The sequence below is a fragment of the Erwinia sp. 009765445 genome (genome assembly GCF_058137865.1).
The window spans coordinates 228426-245775 of record NZ_JBYUWC010000004.1 but is presented as its reverse complement, the minus strand read 5'-3'; the positions used below and the strand labels follow the sequence as shown (position 1 = coordinate 245775).

8 protein-coding genes and 1 tRNA gene are annotated in these 17350 nt (G+C 55.5%); 2 read left to right on the top strand and 7 right to left on the bottom strand.

Annotated features, from left to right (window positions below; all coding sequences use genetic code 11):
• Positions 1-77, top strand: a tRNA-Met gene (locus AC3Y5R_RS05895).
• Between the two features lie 104 nt (positions 78-181).
• On the opposite strand, the gene amiC is transcribed toward AC3Y5R_RS05895, so the two are convergent.
• Positions 182-1435: an N-acetylmuramoyl-L-alanine amidase AmiC gene (amiC, locus tag AC3Y5R_RS05890; protein WP_489920547.1), complete on the bottom strand. Its 1254-nt coding sequence runs from the start codon at positions 1433-1435 to the stop codon at positions 182-184.
• Positions 1436-1670: 235 nt separating this feature from the next.
• On the opposite strand from amiC, the gene argA reads away from it, so the two are divergent.
• The gene (argA, locus tag AC3Y5R_RS05885) at positions 1671-3014 is read left to right on the top strand and encodes an amino-acid N-acetyltransferase (RefSeq protein ID WP_489920546.1); all 1344 of its coding nucleotides are present in this window, start codon (positions 1671-1673) and stop codon (positions 3012-3014) included.
• 50 nt (positions 3015-3064) lie between these two features.
• Here argA and AC3Y5R_RS05880 read toward each other — a convergent pair whose 3' ends face one another.
• The 6 genes from AC3Y5R_RS05880 to recC all read right to left on the bottom strand — a co-directional run bounded on the left by AC3Y5R_RS05880 (position 3065) and on the right by recC (position 17328).
• A complete protein-coding gene (locus AC3Y5R_RS05880; protein ID WP_489920545.1) occupies positions 3065-4144 on the bottom strand; it encodes an acyltransferase family protein in 1080 nt (359 codons plus the stop codon).
• Positions 4145-4216: 72 nt separating this feature from the next.
• Positions 4217-5356 carry an EpsG family protein gene (locus AC3Y5R_RS05875; protein ID WP_489920544.1) on the bottom strand — a complete coding sequence of 380 codons (1140 nt, stop codon included), beginning with the start codon at positions 5354-5356 and terminating at the stop codon, positions 4217-4219.
• Positions 5357-5559: 203 nt separating this feature from the next.
• Entirely contained in the window at positions 5560-7392 is a 1833-nt protein-coding gene (recD, locus tag AC3Y5R_RS05870; protein WP_489920543.1) for an exodeoxyribonuclease V subunit alpha, read from the bottom strand.
• Positions 7389-10922, bottom strand: coding sequence for an exodeoxyribonuclease V subunit beta (recB, locus tag AC3Y5R_RS05865; RefSeq protein ID WP_489920542.1), 3534 nt, complete (start codon positions 10920-10922; stop codon positions 7389-7391). Before recB ends, recD begins: the two co-directional genes overlap by 4 nt.
• Complete coding sequence (gene ptrA / locus AC3Y5R_RS05860; RefSeq protein ID WP_489920541.1) at positions 10919-13807, bottom strand: pitrilysin; 2889 nt, start codon at positions 13805-13807, stop codon at positions 10919-10921. The genes recB and ptrA overlap by 4 nt, the downstream gene beginning before the upstream one ends.
• A 140-nt stretch (positions 13808-13947) precedes the next feature.
• Positions 13948-17328: an exodeoxyribonuclease V subunit gamma gene (recC, locus tag AC3Y5R_RS05855; protein ID WP_489920540.1), complete on the bottom strand. Its 3381-nt coding sequence runs from the start codon at positions 17326-17328 to the stop codon at positions 13948-13950.
• Between the last annotated feature and the right edge of the window lie 22 nt (positions 17329-17350).

The window sequence follows — 17350 nt, the reverse complement described above, 5'->3', positions numbered from 1 at the left end:
CGCGGGATGGAGCAGCCTGGTAGCTCGTCGGGCTCATAACCCGAAGGTCGTCGGTTCAAATCCGGCTCCCGCAACCAATTTAACACCTTAACGGGTGTTTTTTTGTTTCTGGCGTTTGAGCATTTCTCCCTGCCTCTTTCAAACTCTTTCCAGGCGAGTCAGCACCCGCCCGGATAGCCCGCTATTTCCCCGGCGTCAGAGCTGCCCCGCTGGCAAACCAGGCCTTAATTCCGCCCAGAATCGACTCAGCCACCTGATGCTGAAAACGAGTAGTGCGCAGTTTACGCTCCTCTTCCAGATTGCTGATAAAGGCCGTCTCCACCAGTATCGACGGAATATCCGGTGCCTTCAGTACCGCAAATCCGGCCTGATCCACCGTTTTCTTATGCAGATGGTTCACTTTGCCCAAACGTGACAGCACCTCTTTGCCGAACTTCAGGCTGTCATTGATGGTCAGGCTCTGCACCATATCGAACATGGTATGGTCGAGATAGCGGTCACCGCTCATGCTGACACCACCAATCAGGTCTGATTCGTTCTGCGTCTGTGCCAGATAGCGCGCTGCGGTACTGGTGGCTCCTTTGGTGGACAGTGCAAAAACGGAGGAACCTCGTGCTGCCCGGTTGGTAAAGGCATCAGCATGAATGGAAATGAACAGGTCGGCACGCAGCTTACGGGCTTTGGCTACCCTCACCTTCAGCGGAATAAAAACGTCTTCATTGCGGGTCATGTATGCCCGCATGTTCGGCTCTTTGTCGATCAACACTTTCAGCCGACGGGCAATTTTCAGCACAATGTCTTTTTCGCGCGTCTTATTCTTTCCTGTCGCCCCGGGATCCTCACCGCCATGCCCCGGATCGAGCATGATGACAATCGGGCGATCTTTCCCGGCTTTTCCCGGCAGTGGTGCTTTTGGCGGCTGATCTTTATCAAGATTGCCTTTGTTGTAATCCTCCAGCAACGCCAGCAGCGGATCGTCCTCATGCTGATAACTTTTCCCCTTTGCCGGATAGAGGTCCAGCACCAGGCGGTATTTGATCCCGGCAACCGGATCCAGCGTGAAAAGCTTTGGCGTGACGTTTTGCTTCAGCTCCAGCACCAGCCTCACCGTGTTTTTGTCGAACTGGCCAACCCGCGCATTTTTAATATAGGGATCGTCGCTGCGCACCAGGTTTGCCACCCCGTTCAGCACGTGATTCAGGTGCAGATTATCGATATCCACGACTACGCGCTCAGGATGACTCAGGGCGAACTGTTTGTATTTCAGTGGGGTGTTGGATTCAAGCGTTAAGCGGGAGTAGGTCGAAGAAGGCCAGATGCGGATGGCGACCACATGGCTGGTGGCCGCAAGGCCCACTTTACTGACGCTGAGCAGCAATACTGCCCCCGCGCTTTTTAACCACCGGCGTCGGCCTGGCGAAGGTAAATCTGACATGCCACTCCAATCTGATTGCTGTTTTTTTAAGGAAAATAAAGCCAAATAACTACCAAGTTCGAAAACTTTAGCGAATCCTGCTGATAGTGTCACCAGGAAATAGCCCTCCGGCGTACCAAATAAGATCTTTTTCACGCTACAGTTAAACAGAGGCGTAACGAATTGCCCCTTGCGCCTGAGCGATAAAAGAATAAAAATACACTTTTAGCGAATAATAATTCATAGAGGATTAGTCGTGAAGGAACGGAGTACCGAGCTGGTTCAGGGGTTTCGTCATACCGTCCCCTATATCAATGCCCACCGTGGTAAAACGTTTGTCATTATGCTGGGTGGTGAAGCCATTGAGCATGAAAACTTTTCAGGCATCGTCAATGATATTGGCCTGCTGCACAGCCTGGGCATCCGCCTGGTGGTGGTGTACGGTGCACGACCGCAAATCGATGCCAACCTGGCCGAACATCATCTGGAACCGCTGTACCATAAACACACCCGCGTGACGGATGCCCAGTCGCTGGAGCTGGTGAAGCAGGCTGCTGGCCGTCTGCAGCTGGATATCACCGCCCGCCTGTCGATGAGCCTCAACAATACTCCACTGCAGGGTGCGCACATTAACGTGGTGAGCGGTAACTTTATTATCGCGCAGCCGCTGGGCGTGGATGATGGCGTGGACTACTGCCACAGCGGGCGCATCCGCCGTATTGATGAAGAAGCGATTCATCGCCAGCTCGACAGCGGTGCTATCGTGCTGATGGGTCCGGTAGCCGTTTCCGTCACCGGTGAGAGCTTTAACCTGACCTCGGAAGAAGTTGCCACCCAGCTGGCAATCAAGCTGAAGGCCGAGAAGATGATCGGCTTCTGCTCCGAGCAGGGTGTCACCGACGGCGAAGGGGATATTATCTCCGAGCTGTTCCCCAATGAAGCCCAGCAGCGTATTGAAGAGCTGGAAAAGAGTGATGACTATCTTTCCGGCACGGTGCGTTTCCTGCGCGGTGCAGTGAAAGCCTGCCGCAGCGGCGTGCGCCGCAGCCATCTGATCAGCTATCAGGAAGATGGTGCCCTGCTGCAGGAGCTGTTCTCCCGTGATGGTATTGGTACGCAGATCGTAATGGAGAGCGCTGAGCAGATTCGCCGTGCCACCATCAATGATATCGGCGGTATTCTGGAGCTGATCCGCCCGCTGGAGCAGCAGGGTATTCTGGTGCGACGCTCGCGCGAGCAGCTGGAGATGGAGATCGACAAGTTCACCATTATCGAGCGTGATAATCTGACCATCGGCTGTGCTGCACTGTACCCGTTCCCGGAAGAGCAGATTGGCGAGATGGCCTGCGTGGCGGTGCATCCGGATTACCGCAGCTCATCGCGCGGGGAAGCTCTGCTGGAACGGGTTGCGCTACAGGCTCGTCAGATGGGGCTGAAAAAGCTGTTCGTACTGACCACCCGCAGCATTCACTGGTTCCAGGAGCGCGGCTTTATGCCGGTGGATATTGAACTGCTGCCGGAAAGTAAAAAGCAGATGTACAACTATCAGCGCCGCTCCAAGGTGCTGATGGCCGACCTGCGCCATGCCCGTCTTGCCTGAAGCGCAGGCATTCTTCCGCCTTCAGTGAGTTTCTGCAATCAGGTACGAAATCACCTTCTCCACCCCGGGCACCTTACCGTGCCTGATTTATTCCAGAGTCTGCCCCGCGGCGGGCATCCTCCCTTTGCTGTGGGGTGCCGGTTTTTTTTCAGGAATCGCTTCTCAAAGAAGTACCAGGAAATCACCGCCAGCAGGGTAGTAATCAACACGGTTAACACCAGCCCACCCCATGGACTGGCGGAATACCATCCCCTGTCAATCAGCACCTGAATCACCGGCCAGTGAAACAGATACACACCGTATGAGAAATCACCATAGCGGCCTGCGGGCACTTGTTTAAACATCCCCAGACAAAACAGCAGGACTACCGATGAGAACGCCACCGGCTGGACCAGCTGGGACAGCATCGTATCTCTGGAAAGAATAAACAGCACCAGTGAAATCACCGCGATCTCCCTGAGTCTGTCAGCCACCCGCCCACTGAGGGCAACCAGCGTGCCGAAGAAAAAGTAGCTGGACAGGCTGACAAATTGCTTTGCCAGCATATCCGCTTTAGCCCCGCTGTAGACCCAGGTGAAATAGTAAAACCAGCCGCAGGAGATCAGGTAAATAATCAGCCAACAGGTGAACGGCCGGGATTTCATCAAAGGAAAAACCAGCGGCAACAGCGCATACAACGTCAGCTCTGCCTTAATGGTCCACAGCGAACCGTCCATTGACTGGACGGGATTGTTGAGAAACACACCGGGCAGCGAGGGCTGAATAAAATTCATAAAGCTGATATTGGCCAGGGCATATTTCAGCGTGGTTTTACTGATAAAGAACTCGCTCAGCGGATAAGAAGTCAGAGCTGCACCGCTGATAATGCAGGCAACAATAGTAAGCAGATAGGCAAGAATAATACGCCGGGCGTGTTTTTCAGCATAATCGCGCCATGACCTGCATCGCTGAAAACTGAGGGCAATCAGATAACCGCTGATAGCGAAAAAACCTTTTACTGCAAAGCTGCCGCTGAACAGGTGCAACAGAAAACGTAGTGACTCAGAACGCGAAACCGCCGCCGCATGAACCAGCAGGACAATAAAAGCCAAAACCAGTCTCACCAGGTCAAAATTATTTTTATTACTCATCTGTCTGCTTCCTTTCAACGCCCTGAACAGACGGCACAATCAGGCTAACTTCCGTGGTAACTGCTTAAAACGCTAAACCGGATGGATCAGCATAAAAGTCCCGGATACATGATAGCCAGTAACGGACTGTTTTCTGGCGACGGTGTTGTAATAGAGGTAATACAGGAGCATCAGTACCGTTATCGTAAGCGCGATAACGCGCAGGATTCTCCGGCATTCAAATACGCAAATGGAGAGCAACACGGGTTCAACTTGCAGAATACAATTCGCCAGTCGTCCCCCGGAGGCATAATCCTGCAGTGCCATTCTCAATCCGCTACCGATTGCAAAAGTCAGTACCAGAAGGTAAAAAAATGCAAACCTCTCAGGCGCGCTATTTTTAATCTTGTCATTCAACAGCAATGCGCTGTAAATAAAAACAAACAGAATTTTTTTGAGATTAGATAAGGTGAAAATTCCCTGTTCCTGTGCCGAATCCCGATCGGCATAGCCCATTGCCCGTTCTCCCAGTGAGCCAAGGTGGGACGAGATAAAGGCAATCACCGACTGACTCCCCATCATAGCCAGCGGAATACAGACCAGGACAATGGCTGTCGGAATATATTTGTTTTTTTTAAGTATCAGTGCGGCAGGGATTAACAAAGCGACGATCGCTGTGGCATGGCTGATAAATGAGAGAAACAGTAACCCTGCGCTCCCGGCCTTGTTCCTGATGCTCAGGTGATAGACAAATCCCAGAAAAAAAGCGGAGCTGAGTCCGAAGCGGATCTGGTTCAGGTCTTTGTTAATAAACAGATGGGCTGAATAGACTGCCAGCGCAACAATCGGTAACGGTGAAAGCTTTCTGAAAAAGTGCGCATTGACGCAGACGGAGATCATGCAATAAAAAAAGATAAACACATCAGCATTAGTGGTGAATATCCTGACCAGGCAGGAGATCAAATAAATGGCTGGCTCATAGCGAAACTGATCCATCGCCAAAACCAGTCCCAGAATAGTGATTTTTGCGTTGAACTCCTGGAAAAATCTTCGGTACTGGTAGTCATCAACGCCGGAGTGAACATCCCGAATGCCGCCAAAAATAAAAACGACACAAACCACGATAAAGTATATATACATGCGCAGCCATCGCGTTTTTTCCCGTTTGGCAAGGAACACTTCAAGAATACCCAGTGCGCAAAGAGACAGGTTGATAATCCAGTACATTTCCATTTAATTTTCTTTTCTTTTCTTTTTTTCCTTGGAAAAAATAATTTATAGCATATCTGTGAACGATAAAAACAGGCATAAAATCTTAATTAACCAAAAAAAAAGGAAACAATATTCAAAAAAAAAAATAGCAAAGATAATTCCCCAAAATCCTTTCCGGGAAACCTGAAATAAAAATAGTTAATAAAAATATTCAGTCGTGAGTTTTATTCTTGCAGTCGTTCAACCAGGCCACTGCGGCGCAGAGTGCGCATTTTCACCGCGTTATTAAACACGCCACTATCGACATATAAAGTCAGGCGCTGTTTTGCCCGGGTAATGGCGGTATAGACCAGTTCACGGGTCAGCACCGGCGTGAACTGACCCGGCAGTACCAGCAGGGTATGATCGAATTCAGACCCCTGTGATTTATGCACGGTCATGGCGAAAGCGGTATCGTGCGGCGGCAACCGGCTGGGTTGCACCGCTTTAATGGTGCCATCGGGCAGCGGGAAAAATACCTTCAGCGATCCTTCCTCATCATTCATCGCAATACCAATGTCCCCATTAAACAACCCCAGTGTGCTGTCATTACGGGCAATCATCACCGGGCGGCCGACATACCATTTGCCGCTGGCACTGGCACGCTGGATCAGCCTTTTCTTCTGCAGCGACGCCTCAATTCGTTCGTTGAGCCCCATGACACCAAATGGTCCCTCGCGCAGCGCGCACAACAGCTGGAAACGGCCAAAAGCCTCTATCACCTGCTCAGGCATCGCACCCTGCCCCAGCAGCAACAGATAGTCCTGATAACCTGCAACACAGCTGTCCAGAAGATGCAGGTACTCTTCGCTGCTGCTGAGAGAGAATCGTTCAATATCGCCGAACCCTGCAGCAAAGACTTTCTCCACCAGGCGGATATCACCGGCATTCACGGCCAGCGCCAACTGCCCGATCCCGGAGAAGGCATCAAAGCGGTAGCTTTTACGCAACAGGCAAATGCTGTCCCTCACAGCGGGCGCGGACGGATTTTCGTTCCCGTCAACCACACAACCGGTAAGCCGCATCAGCTCTTCAGCCCTCTGGCTGCTGTAACCCGTTTCAGCGCAGCGACAGATATCGCCCAGCACAGCGCCTGCTTCCACTGAGGCCAGCTGATCGCGGTCACCAAGGAAAATCACCCTTGCCTGCGGCGGCAGGGCGGCGATCAGATTGGCCATCATCGGCAGATCGACCATCGAGGCCTCGTCTACTATCAACAAATCCAGATGCAGTGGGTTACCCGCGTGATAACGCATGCGCTGGCTGCCGGGTACTGCACCGAGCAGCCGGTGTAAGGTGGTGGCCTCGGCAGGAAAACGCTGCTTTTCAGCCTCGCTGACGTCCAGCCGTTGCAGGGCTTTGCCCAGCGACTCCGTCAGGCGCGCGGCGGCTTTACCGGTCGGCGCGGCAAGACGAATACGCAGAACCCCGGCTGAAAGCTCCAGTAGTGAAGCCAGCAACTTTGCCACGGTGGTGGTTTTTCCGGTACCCGGTCCGCCGGAAATCACCGCAATCTGACGGGTGATAGCGACTGCCGCAGCAATTTTCTGCCAGTCTTCGGGCTGCTGGCCGAAATGGCGATCCAGCGCAGCCCGCAGGCGGCCTTCATCGAAACCAGCCAGCGGCGCATCTTTAATGATAAATCGTGCCACCTGCCCCTCAGACTGCCACATCCGGTGCAGATAAAGGCGCTGCTGGTGCAGCACCAGCGGCGTCGCACGGGAGCCATCGCTCACCGCCTCAGCCGCTGGCAGAAGGGTGTCCCAGTCAGGCTCTCCGGCCATCTGCCAGAGCTGACGGGCCAGTTCCGGATGGCGTCCGCCAAATAACAGCGGTTCAGTAAACCCGCTCAGAGGCAGGCAGACATGCCCTTCCCCTGCCTCAGCGCTGACACAGGCAGCCGCCAGCATCAGCGCGGGCTGATCAGCACCGGCAATCATGCGGGCGAACTGAACGTCCAGAGAACGCAGCAGCCGCTGGTCGCAGGCCGCCATCAGCAGCTCAGCCATTCCGCTCATCCTTCTTCCCCTTCTTTACCGGCAAACAAAGCATCCAGCGAGGCAACAAACTCTGCCTGCGGCCGGGTGCGATACACACCGTTCTCACTGGCAGTACCGTCCACGCCGCGCAGGAACAGGTAAATGACACCGCCAAAATGCTGCTGATAGTCGTAATCCACCAGGCGGTGCCGCAGATAGCGGTGCAGCGCCAGCGTATAAAGCTGATATTGCAGATCGTACCGGTGCGACTGCATGGCCTGCGCCATTGCCGTTGGGGTGTAATCCTCACCCGACTCGCCCAGCCAGTTTGATTTGTAATCCAGCAGATAATATTTTCCCTGCCAGCAGAAGACCAGGTCGATAAATCCCTTAAGCATGCCCTGAACCTGCTGGAAATTCAGCGGCGGGCAACCTGCCGACAGCGGGTCATAGCGGCGCACCAGCTTATCGAGGCTGTCAGCACTCAGCAGGCGCTGGATGGGCAGATAAAATTGCAGCTCAACCTGACGGCTGGTGTCCGGAAGCTGGTTCAGGCTGACACCAGAATCATCCAGCGGCGTTTTCAGCACACGTTCCAGCCATTCGGTCATCACCGGCAGCCAGGCGGGATCGTGCCCCTGCGCAGCCAGCTGTTCGCCCAGCCACGCCTCATCCACAGGTTGGGTAAAATCCAGTACTTCAAACAAGCTGTGAAGAAACGTCCCCGGTGCAGCCCCTCGCGGAAAAGTATGTGGCGTGAGCTGCGCAACTTGCTGGCCATGCGCCTCACCTGCCGCATCCACATCCAGACGCGGCAACAAATCGAAAGTGGCGGAATGCCCCTGCTGCTGGAGGCCCGAATAACTGGTCACCCGCCACTCGTCGCGCAGCGACCGGTTAATTTGCAGGCTGCCAAGCTCCGGCAGGGTAGCCTGCACTGGCTGCCAGGGTTCGCTCGCCGGGGCTACTGCCTGCGTGACCACTATTGCGTCATTTTCCAGCGCCAGCAGCAGCTCCCGCAGTTGAGAGGCATCAGCGGCTTCCCCCCGCTGAAGCAGATAGCCAACCGCACTGTGGTGCAGATCGCTGGCACCCTCTTTTTTCCGGTTGCCCTTCACAAGAGGCGCAATACCCACGCTGCAGTGCCAGACCGAACGGGTCAGGGCAACGTAGAGCAGGCGCAGATCTTCCGCCAGCCGCTCCTGCTCTGCCAGCTCAATACTCTCGACATCATCGTGTAAATCCAGCAAAGCCTGGAAACTCTGCCGGTCATGATAGATGCCCTGTCCAGCCTCGCGGTAATTGGCGACAAAGGGCAGCCAGACCAGCGGATACTGTAACCCTTTGGATTTATGGATGGTGACAATCTGCACCAGATGACGGTCGCTCTCCAGCCGCAGCTGCTGGCTGGCCGACTGACCGTTGGGCTGTGCCACTTCCTGCGCCAGCCAGCGCACCAGCGCATGCTCGCTGTACAGCTGTGCGGATGCCTCCTGCAACAGTTCGCCCAGGTGCAGCAAATCTGTCAGACGCCGCTCTCCGCTTTCCGAGGCCAGCAGGTTTTCGGCTATCTGCCAGTGCGCCATCAGCTCACGCAACATCGGCAGTACGCCACGCTTCAGCCAGCGCTGCCGGTAGCGGTCGAATTCGTCCACCAGTGCATCCCACTGCCGTTCGTCCTGGCTGAGGGCCTCCAGCGTCAATGCATCCAGACCAAAAATGCTGGTCGCCAGCGCACTGCGTAAGATTCGCTCCTGCTCAGGAGCCAGCACAGCCTGCAGCAACCACAGCATTTCACGGGCTTCCTGAGTGGTGAACACGCTGTCGCGACTGGAGAGATAAACGGACGGGATGTTGAGGCCATTCAGCGCTTCACGCATGACCGAAGCTTCGCCCCGACTGCGAACCAGAATGGTGATATCTGATGCCTGCACCGGGCTGAGCTTATCACCTTTACCAATCAGCGCCGTGCCCTGCTGCCCGGCAGTCAGCCAGTGGCAGATCTCGGCCGCGCACTGGCGGGCCATAAATTGTTGGTAATCACTTACCCCCACGCCATCACCCGGCTGTAACCAGAAGCGCAACGCGGGTTGCTCTTTCCCATCCACCATAAAGCGCAATGCGGCATTTGGCCCGGCAGACTGCACGGCAATAAAAGGGATCTCACTGAACAGGAAGGGATTTTCCTGGCGGTTGAACAGCTGATTGACACTGTTAACCATCGCCGGAGACGAGCGCCAGTTTGTCTCAAGGGTGTAGTGGGCGCTAACTTCGTTACGCGCCTTCATATAGGTGAAGATATCCGCACCGCGAAAGGCATAAATTGCCTGCTTGGGGTCGCCAATCAGGAGCAGCGCATTGTCAGGCTGCCGGGCATACAGCGTGCGGAAGATACGGTACTGCTGCGGATCCGTATCCTGGAATTCATCAATCAGCGCGACCGGATAGCGCCCCCGAATAGCCGCGGCAAGTGCCTCTCCACCGGGCTGATGCAGAGCGCTGTCCAGCCTGCCCAGCAGGTCGTCGAAGCCCAGCAGTGCGTTGAGCCGCTTCTCTTTCTGCGTGGCAAAACGAATTTCGCTGAGGGCACGGGCAATCACCAGATCGCGCATCGACAGCGGCTCCGCGAGAAAACGGTCGATCTGATCAAACAAGGGATGCTGAGGCGGCTCCCCTTTTTTGGTCTTCTCCAGCAGTATCCGCTGACCAAAGCGCTCAAGTTCTTTCGGAAAGGCATAGTCGGTCGTCTCTTCCTGCGCCCACTGGGTGAGTTTTTCCAGCCAGTTTGGTAAGTGCTTACTGCTGTAACTGCGCTTGTCCACGCCTGACAGGGCAATCAGATCGTGCAGATTACCCGCCGCCAGCCACGCGGCTTTCAGCTGGTCAATCTGCGCGATGATTTTCTCATGGCGCTCCGTAAAGGTTTCCTGCAGATCTGGCGGATACTTCAGCGATGGGGCTTCGCCGTTCAGCCACGGTGAGAGCGTTGCCAGCAGCTGTTCCGGTCCCTGCCACATCTGGGTCATCACCCGGGCAATCGGCAGCGGCAACGGATAGCAGTTGCGACGCCAGAAATCCGCCGCTGCCTGACGCCGCAGGGGAAATTCATCCTCTATCAGCTGCTGCTCAAACAGCATGCCGGACTCAAACGCATTAAGGTTCAGCATGCGCTGGCAGAAGCCGTGGATGGTGAATATCCCGGCATCATCCATCTGCCGTTCGGCGGCCAGCAGCTGAGCAGCGGCCTGTGGCAGATCGCCGATCTCCTGCAGCAGCAGGCTCAACATGCCATCTGAAGAGTGACCACGGACGCAGGCAATTCGCAGCTGGTGAATATTCTCGCGGATACGGCCACGCAGCTCAGCAGTGGCCGCCTCGGTAAATGTCACCACCAGGATCTCTTCCACTGCCAGCGGTCGGGCATAAGCAGCTTCACCACCCAGCCCCAACAGCAGCCGCAGATAAAGCAGCCCGATGGTGAAGGTCTTTCCGGTACCCGCCGAGGCCTCGATCAGCCTTTCGCCCTGCAGCGGCAGCGTCAGGGGATCAAGACGCTGGGCTGCTGTCATGGCTTATCACTTTTCACCGGGAAAGACTGTTGCAGTTTCGACACTTCCTGCCAGGTGGTGAAACCTTCGGGCGCAGCATAATCCGCCTTGTCGTGCTGGCTGCCGGAGATCTGCGACAGCAGCATCAGGCCCTGCGGAGCAATCACCGCATCATGGAAGAAGGTAGCCAGTTTTTCTGGCGTCAGCGCCTGGATCTGCGCAATCACTTTGGCGCGCGTGTCGAAGTTGTAGTTTTCACGGTTAAAGTCTTTGCTGAAACGTCCGGCCTCTTCATCCAGCGTTTGCGGGCGCTGCTTCAGTTCGTTGATCATCGCCGCCTGATACTGAGCAAAATCTTCTTTGCTCATCTCACGCAGACGCTTCTCGGCGGTCGGATAAAATGCCTGGAAACGGGTCAGCAGGTAAGCCGGTTGCCTGACGTTACTCTGCAGCAGGAAGCCAATTCCCCACTGACGACCGACCGGCATCTGGAAAGAGAACACCGCGTAACCGAGCTGCTCTTCAGTACGCAGCTGGTTGTAGAACCACGGCTGGATAATCTGGCTGAGCATGGCGCTGCTGGCCACGCTGGTATATTCCTCGTAGCCCAGCGGGATATAGAGCGCGGCCAGCGCGGAATCAGTGCTGCTGCCTGCCTGCTGCAGATTGGCTGACGTTTTCTTGTCGATAAAGAGATACTGGCTGTGCCACCAGCTTTCGCCTGAGCAGTTCAGCTGGGCTTTTACGTCACTGGCCAGCGATTTTACGCTGTCCGCCGTCATATTGCCGACCACCATCATCTCCGGGGTCGATTTCTCCAGCAGCATTTTGCGATAGGCATCCAGATCCTGCAGGGTAATTTCAGGGACCAGTTTGCGGCGCTCTGCACGCTGGGTATACGGCAGCTGTGACAGCATCTGCGCAGGCTGGATTGCCAGCTCGAAGGCTTTGCCTTTCTCTGCAGCAGCCAGTTGCTGAAGGTACCAGGATTTGGCCTGATCCAGCTGCTGCTGCGTCGGCTGGTAAGTGGCATAGCTTTTCAGTAACGCTTTCATCAACTCCGGCAGATGCTGCGTAAAGCCGCTGGCGTTGAAGGTGACACCATCATCCTCACTGGTGGAGAAACTGATGCCACCAACGGAAGCCTGCGAGTTCAGCTCATCCAGCGCCAGACCGGCCAGATAATCATTCAGACCATACATCACCTGATTTTTCGCCGTGCTCATCGCCTCTTTGTTACGCAGCGAGAGCGTGATATTGGCCTTTGGATCGTCAGCATAATACTGGCTCGGCATATAGAACACGCGCAGGCCTGGCTGGTTAACCAGCTCCTCCGGATGGTCATACTTGCGATCGGATTTAATCAGCGTGAAATCGTCCGGAATGTACGGGTTAAGCACCGGCAGTAACAGAGAGATTTTATCGCTGGCGGCCTGCCAGTCGGCAAAGCGCTGCGGAGTGATGGTATCCACCTGATAAGGTGCATTAACAAAGTAAGCCATCTTGTTATGTGGCTCGTCCGGGCTGATAAACCAGATGCGGGCATTTTGCGGCGTCATGCCGTCCAGCCGGGCTTTAATCGCCACCGGATCGTACCGATCGGCGATATAAGGCGCATCCAGGGTGTCAGCAACCGGTACACGCAGCATAGTGTCAGCCAGCCACTCGATGTAATCCATATCGCGGGTGATGGACGGGTAGCGGAAGTCCAGGTTCAGAACATGCGCCACTTCATCGAAATAACGTTTATCGATACCGCCGGTGCGCAGCTTATTCAGATAGCTGAACACTGCCGCAATCACCTCATCGCGGTTAGCCAGCCCTTTATCGGTCAGCGAAACGGAAATGGAGAACACCCCACCGTTACGGTCAATGACCGGATCGGCTCCGGCATCAATCGAGTCGGCCAGACCGCTGATTTGCAGCCAGTCGGACAACGTATTTTTACTACGGTTACCAATCAGGTAGGCAATCAGCGTGTCGGTTTTGCTGCGGAATTTGTCGCTGTTATTTTCGATACGGAATTCAATTTTCAGCTGCTTACGCGGCTGGGCAGGCACGTAGTGGATAATGATGCCTTTCTGCTTATCGGTCGCTACCGGCACGGTGATATCTGGCACCGTGGCATTACGATTATCCACACGTCCATAAGTATTGGCGGCGATTTTCTGCAGTTCTTCCAGCGGTTTGCTACTGTAGATCACCGCTTTCATCAGATTCGCGGAATAGTAACGATGGTAAAAACCTTTCAGAGCCTGATGCAGGTTGCTGTCCGGTTTGTCCTTAAGCGTTTCCAGATTCCCTCCTGAAAACAGTGAACCTGGGTGTTCAGGGTTAAGCGTTTCTGCCCCCACCTGTGCCATACGCAGGCCATCACGGGAGCGGGCCATGGTCAGTTCAGCATTCACCGCATGGCGCTCGCGGTCCGCATTGACCGGGTCCAGCAGCGGCTCGGCAATGGCGTCCGCCAGCCGGTCAACGGCAGGCTCCAGCGCGTCATTTTCCACCTCAAGGTAGAAGGCCGTTCGATAAGACGCAGTGCTGGCATTGTGGCTACCGCCGTGCTTTTTGAGGAATTCAGCGAGGTTATCAGGCTGTGGATAGCGTTTTGAGCCCATCAGCAGCATGTGCTCGAGGTAGTGCGCCAGCCCCTGTTGGTTACGCGGGTTTTCCAGCGATCCCACCGGGATAGTCAGCGCCGACAGGGATTTGGTCGCCTGCGGATCGGAAACCAGCAGCACCGTCATGCCGTTATCAAGGCGGATAGCCTGATACTGGCGCGGATCTTTTTCACTTTTGCGGATCGTTTCAGGGATCGGCTGCCAGCCTGGTTGCGCCTGAGTCAGTGGACTCCAGAAGGTGACAAGCAGAAACAGAGTGGTGAACCAGACTGCATAACGACGCATTCAAACTCCTCAACGTTCTAATCTTCTGTCAGGCCTGCGCAACGCACAAAACGACAGATGTTTATCCCAGAAAGCTCACTTTCGGCTGTGTTTGATAAGCGAGCAGAAAAAAACTCGAAAAATAAGGTTATAAAGTAACACTACAGGATGTCTGACTTAATGTCATTGATCTGCAGCAGCGGCAGCAGCCAGGCTTCCGCGTTAGCCGTAATAACCTGAACGGTGTCCTCATCCAGCGTGCGGAACAGGCGTGCCAGACTGGGATCGCTACTCTCACCCTCCACCTGCATATTCCCCTGCCAGGCCTGCAGCAGTTTTATTCGCGCTTTTGCCTGAGTGCCTTCATCATGCAGAACGGTCAGGGATTTTTCATCAAAGCTGGCCTGCAGCCAGGCTCCACCGGTGCGGGGCAGCAGCAGCAACGGCGCAGACATGCCCTGCCGGTATCCGGCAACGTAACGCTCCAGCCATTCACCCGCCTGCTCCGGCTGCAACGCCGGGAAACGCCACTGGCTCTCTTTACGGCCATACATACGGCTTTCACCGGTTCCGCCAGAGAGACAGTAAACCAGATGCTCAAGCCACAGCGCCAGGCCATCGGTAAAATTCAGCTGGCCGGGACGCCAGCGCAGCAGCCCGTCATCCTGGACCATGGGCAACCAGCCGTTCAACTGCAGCCCACCGACCTGCAGATTGATTTCCCGGCTGGTGGACTCTTTACGTTGCGCCCGGATCTGGCTGGCCAGCTCATTCATATCCGCCAGTTGCTCCTGCCAGAACAGCTCGCCGTAAGCGCCGTACGGCAGATTCCCGGCCGCACGCTGCCGGTCATACAGCGGTTCAGCGGGCTGATCATCAATCAGTGAATTCAGCAGTTGGGTATTCACCTGGTAGCGGCTCAGGTTGTCCAGCGCGAACGGCTCGGCATCCGGCAGTTCGGGATCGGACAGCAGGAAACTCACACCCAGTCGCTGGCTGAAGAAGGCCCGAACCGGGTGACGCCAGAAGCGGACCAGTTGCTCAAAGTTAAGCTCGGTGATTTCCGCTTCCGGCAGCGGCTGCATAAACGGCGGATGCGGCACTCCGCTGGCACTGGCTGCTGGCAACCACTCTGCCGCGTAACTTTGATACTCAGCCTGTGGTGAGAAGTTTTCAGCCGCGAACGGCATGCGGCTGTGCAGATGCTGAAGATGCTTCTCCACTGCGGCAGCGCTGCTGTCCACGTCGAGGTCCTGGTCACCGGGCAGACAGAAGCTCTGGCTGATGTATTCCACCAGTTCGCTGACCAGCACGGAAGGGAAGCGCTCTGAGTTGTCCTGGATCGTCCGTCCGATATAACTGATATAGAGCTGCTGCTGTGCGGAATTCAGCGCCTCCAGGAACAGATAGCGGTCATCGTCCCGGCGGCTGCGATCTCCTTTTTTGGGCTGTTGGCTCATCAGGTCAAAACCCAGCGGCGGCAACGTCCGCGGATAAACACCATCGTTCATTCCCAGCAGGCACACCACCTTAAAAGGGATGGAACGCATTGGCATCAGGGTACAGAAGTTGACCGGTCCAGCGAGGAAGCGCTGACTGATCCTCTCCTGATCAAGCCGGCCTGCCAGTTCATCGCGCAGCAACGTCAGCGGGATTGGCTGCTGATAGTGCGCCTGGATGCCGTAGTTAATCGCCTGCTGCCACTGCTCTTCTATCAGCGCCAGCGCCGCTTCGGTATCGGCATCTCCGGTGAAAAAGTCAGTGAGCAATTCACGGCACAGCGGCAGCCAGCTCTCCAGCCCGCGCGGCGAGGTCAGCTGTTCACGCCAGCGACGAAGACGCATCAGCAGTTCCGCCAGGTTTCCCGCCAGCTCGGCAATCAACCCGCTGGATTCATCATAGGGCAGGATCCCCTGCCAGTGCCCGGTCTCGCTGTTCATGGCGTAACCCAGCAGCATTCTTGTCAGGCCGAACTGCCAGGTGTGCTGGCCGGTTGGTGGCAGATCCAGATCCCGCACCGTATCATCATCCAACCCCCAGCGAATACCGGACTCTCCCACCCAATGCCGCAGGCGTCTCAATCCCTCTTCGTCAATGGAGAAATGCGCGGCAACCGCCGGAACCTCCAGCAGCGCAAGGACCTCTTCCGAAGTGAAGCGGCTGTCCGGCAGGCTGAGCAGAGAGATAAATGCCTGTAACGCCGGATGGGCCTGGCTGGCTCGCCGGTCGGAAATTGAAAATGGCAGATAGCGTTCAGACGGAGCGTTGCCAAACACCGCCTGGATAAAGGGCGTGTAGGCGTCGATATCCGACACCATCACAATAATGTCTCGCGGGGAGAGACCGGGATCTTTGGTCATCATATCCAGCAGCCGATCCTGCAAAACCTCAACCTCGCGCTGCGGGCTGTGACAAAGGTGAATGCTCACCGAACGATCTGCAGGATCCAGAAGCCGCTTATTACGGCTGGTTTCCCACTCTTCCTGCTTCAGCCCAATCACCGCCCTGTCTTCCAGCTCCAGCAAGTCATGCTGCAGGCTTTTCAGCAGGGAGACCGGTTCGATATCCACAAAGGCGTCAATCTCCTGGCACTCCATTTGCGCCAGCAGAAACAGGTTGTCGCGCCCCAGCTTGCCCCATGAAGCCAGCAGAGGATTGCTGAGCTGCTGTTCGCCCGCCTCGTTAAACAGGCCGGAAGCATCCGCCTGGCGGAAAAGCGAGCTTTCGCTTTGTTGCTGGTAATGCTGACGCCGCCGGCTTTGTAGCTTCGCCAGAAAAGCATAGTCCTGAATATCGCCCCAGTACTGACGGCAGGGATTGGTGAACAGCAGATGAATATCAATATGTTTACCCAGTGCCTGCAGGGCTTGCAGATACACCGGAGGCAGCGCGGAGATGCCGCAGATAAACACGCGGTCAGGCAGATCGGCCGGGCGCTCGTGGCTCTTTTCCAGCGCAGAAATAAAGCGCGAGTAGAGATTGGCACGGTGCCACTCAGGTTGCCCCAGCTCGCGGGTATACTCTACCAGCGCGGCCCACAGCGGAGCCTGCCACTGCTGCGCTTCACCCAAACCGTCAACGCTAAGCCCCTTTTCCCAACTGTTCAGCCATTCAGGCCGGTAGACCAGATACTGGTCAAACAGGTCTGCTACACGTGAGGCAAGCTGGAATAACTTGCGCTTGTCCTCATCATCAGTCAGATAGTGACTGAGCATGGCAAATTCATCGCGCGTCAGCATATCGGGCAGGATCGCCATCAGCTTCCAGCTCATGCCTGACTTGTTAAACGCGCTCTCTTTCGGGATATCCGTCAACACGCGGACAAACATATCCCAGATAAATGTGGCGGGCAGCGGAAACGCGATATTAGCGGCAATGCCAAACTGCTCCGCCAGCGACATCTGCAGCCACTGTGCCATCCCCGGACTCTGCACCAGCACCACTTCGGACTGGAAAGGATCGCGCAGCGGCTGGTTTTCAATCTGCCAGGCCGCCAGCGATTTCAGCAAATCCAGCTGATTTGAGTGGTAAACGGTAAACATCACTGCTCCTTTTCCGGGGATC

Coding starts and splice junctions, on each gene's coding strand:
- ptrA (WP_489920541.1), bottom strand. CDS start 13,807: ATGCGTCGTTATGCAGTCTGGTTCACCACTCTGTTTCTGCTTGTCACC.
- AC3Y5R_RS05880 (WP_489920545.1), bottom strand. CDS start 4,144: ATGAGTAATAAAAATAATTTTGACCTGGTGAGACTGGTTTTGGCTTTT.
- amiC (WP_489920547.1), bottom strand. CDS start 1,435: ATGTCAGATTTACCTTCGCCAGGCCGACGCCGGTGGTTAAAAAGCGCG.
- recC (WP_489920540.1), bottom strand. CDS start 17,328: ATGTTTACCGTTTACCACTCAAATCAGCTGGATTTGCTGAAATCGCTG.
- recB (WP_489920542.1), bottom strand. CDS start 10,922: ATGACAGCAGCCCAGCGTCTTGATCCCCTGACGCTGCCGCTGCAGGGC.
- recD (WP_489920543.1), bottom strand. CDS start 7,392: ATGAGCGGAATGGCTGAGCTGCTGATGGCGGCCTGCGACCAGCGGCTG.
- AC3Y5R_RS05875 (WP_489920544.1), bottom strand. CDS start 5,356: ATGGAAATGTACTGGATTATCAACCTGTCTCTTTGCGCACTGGGTATT.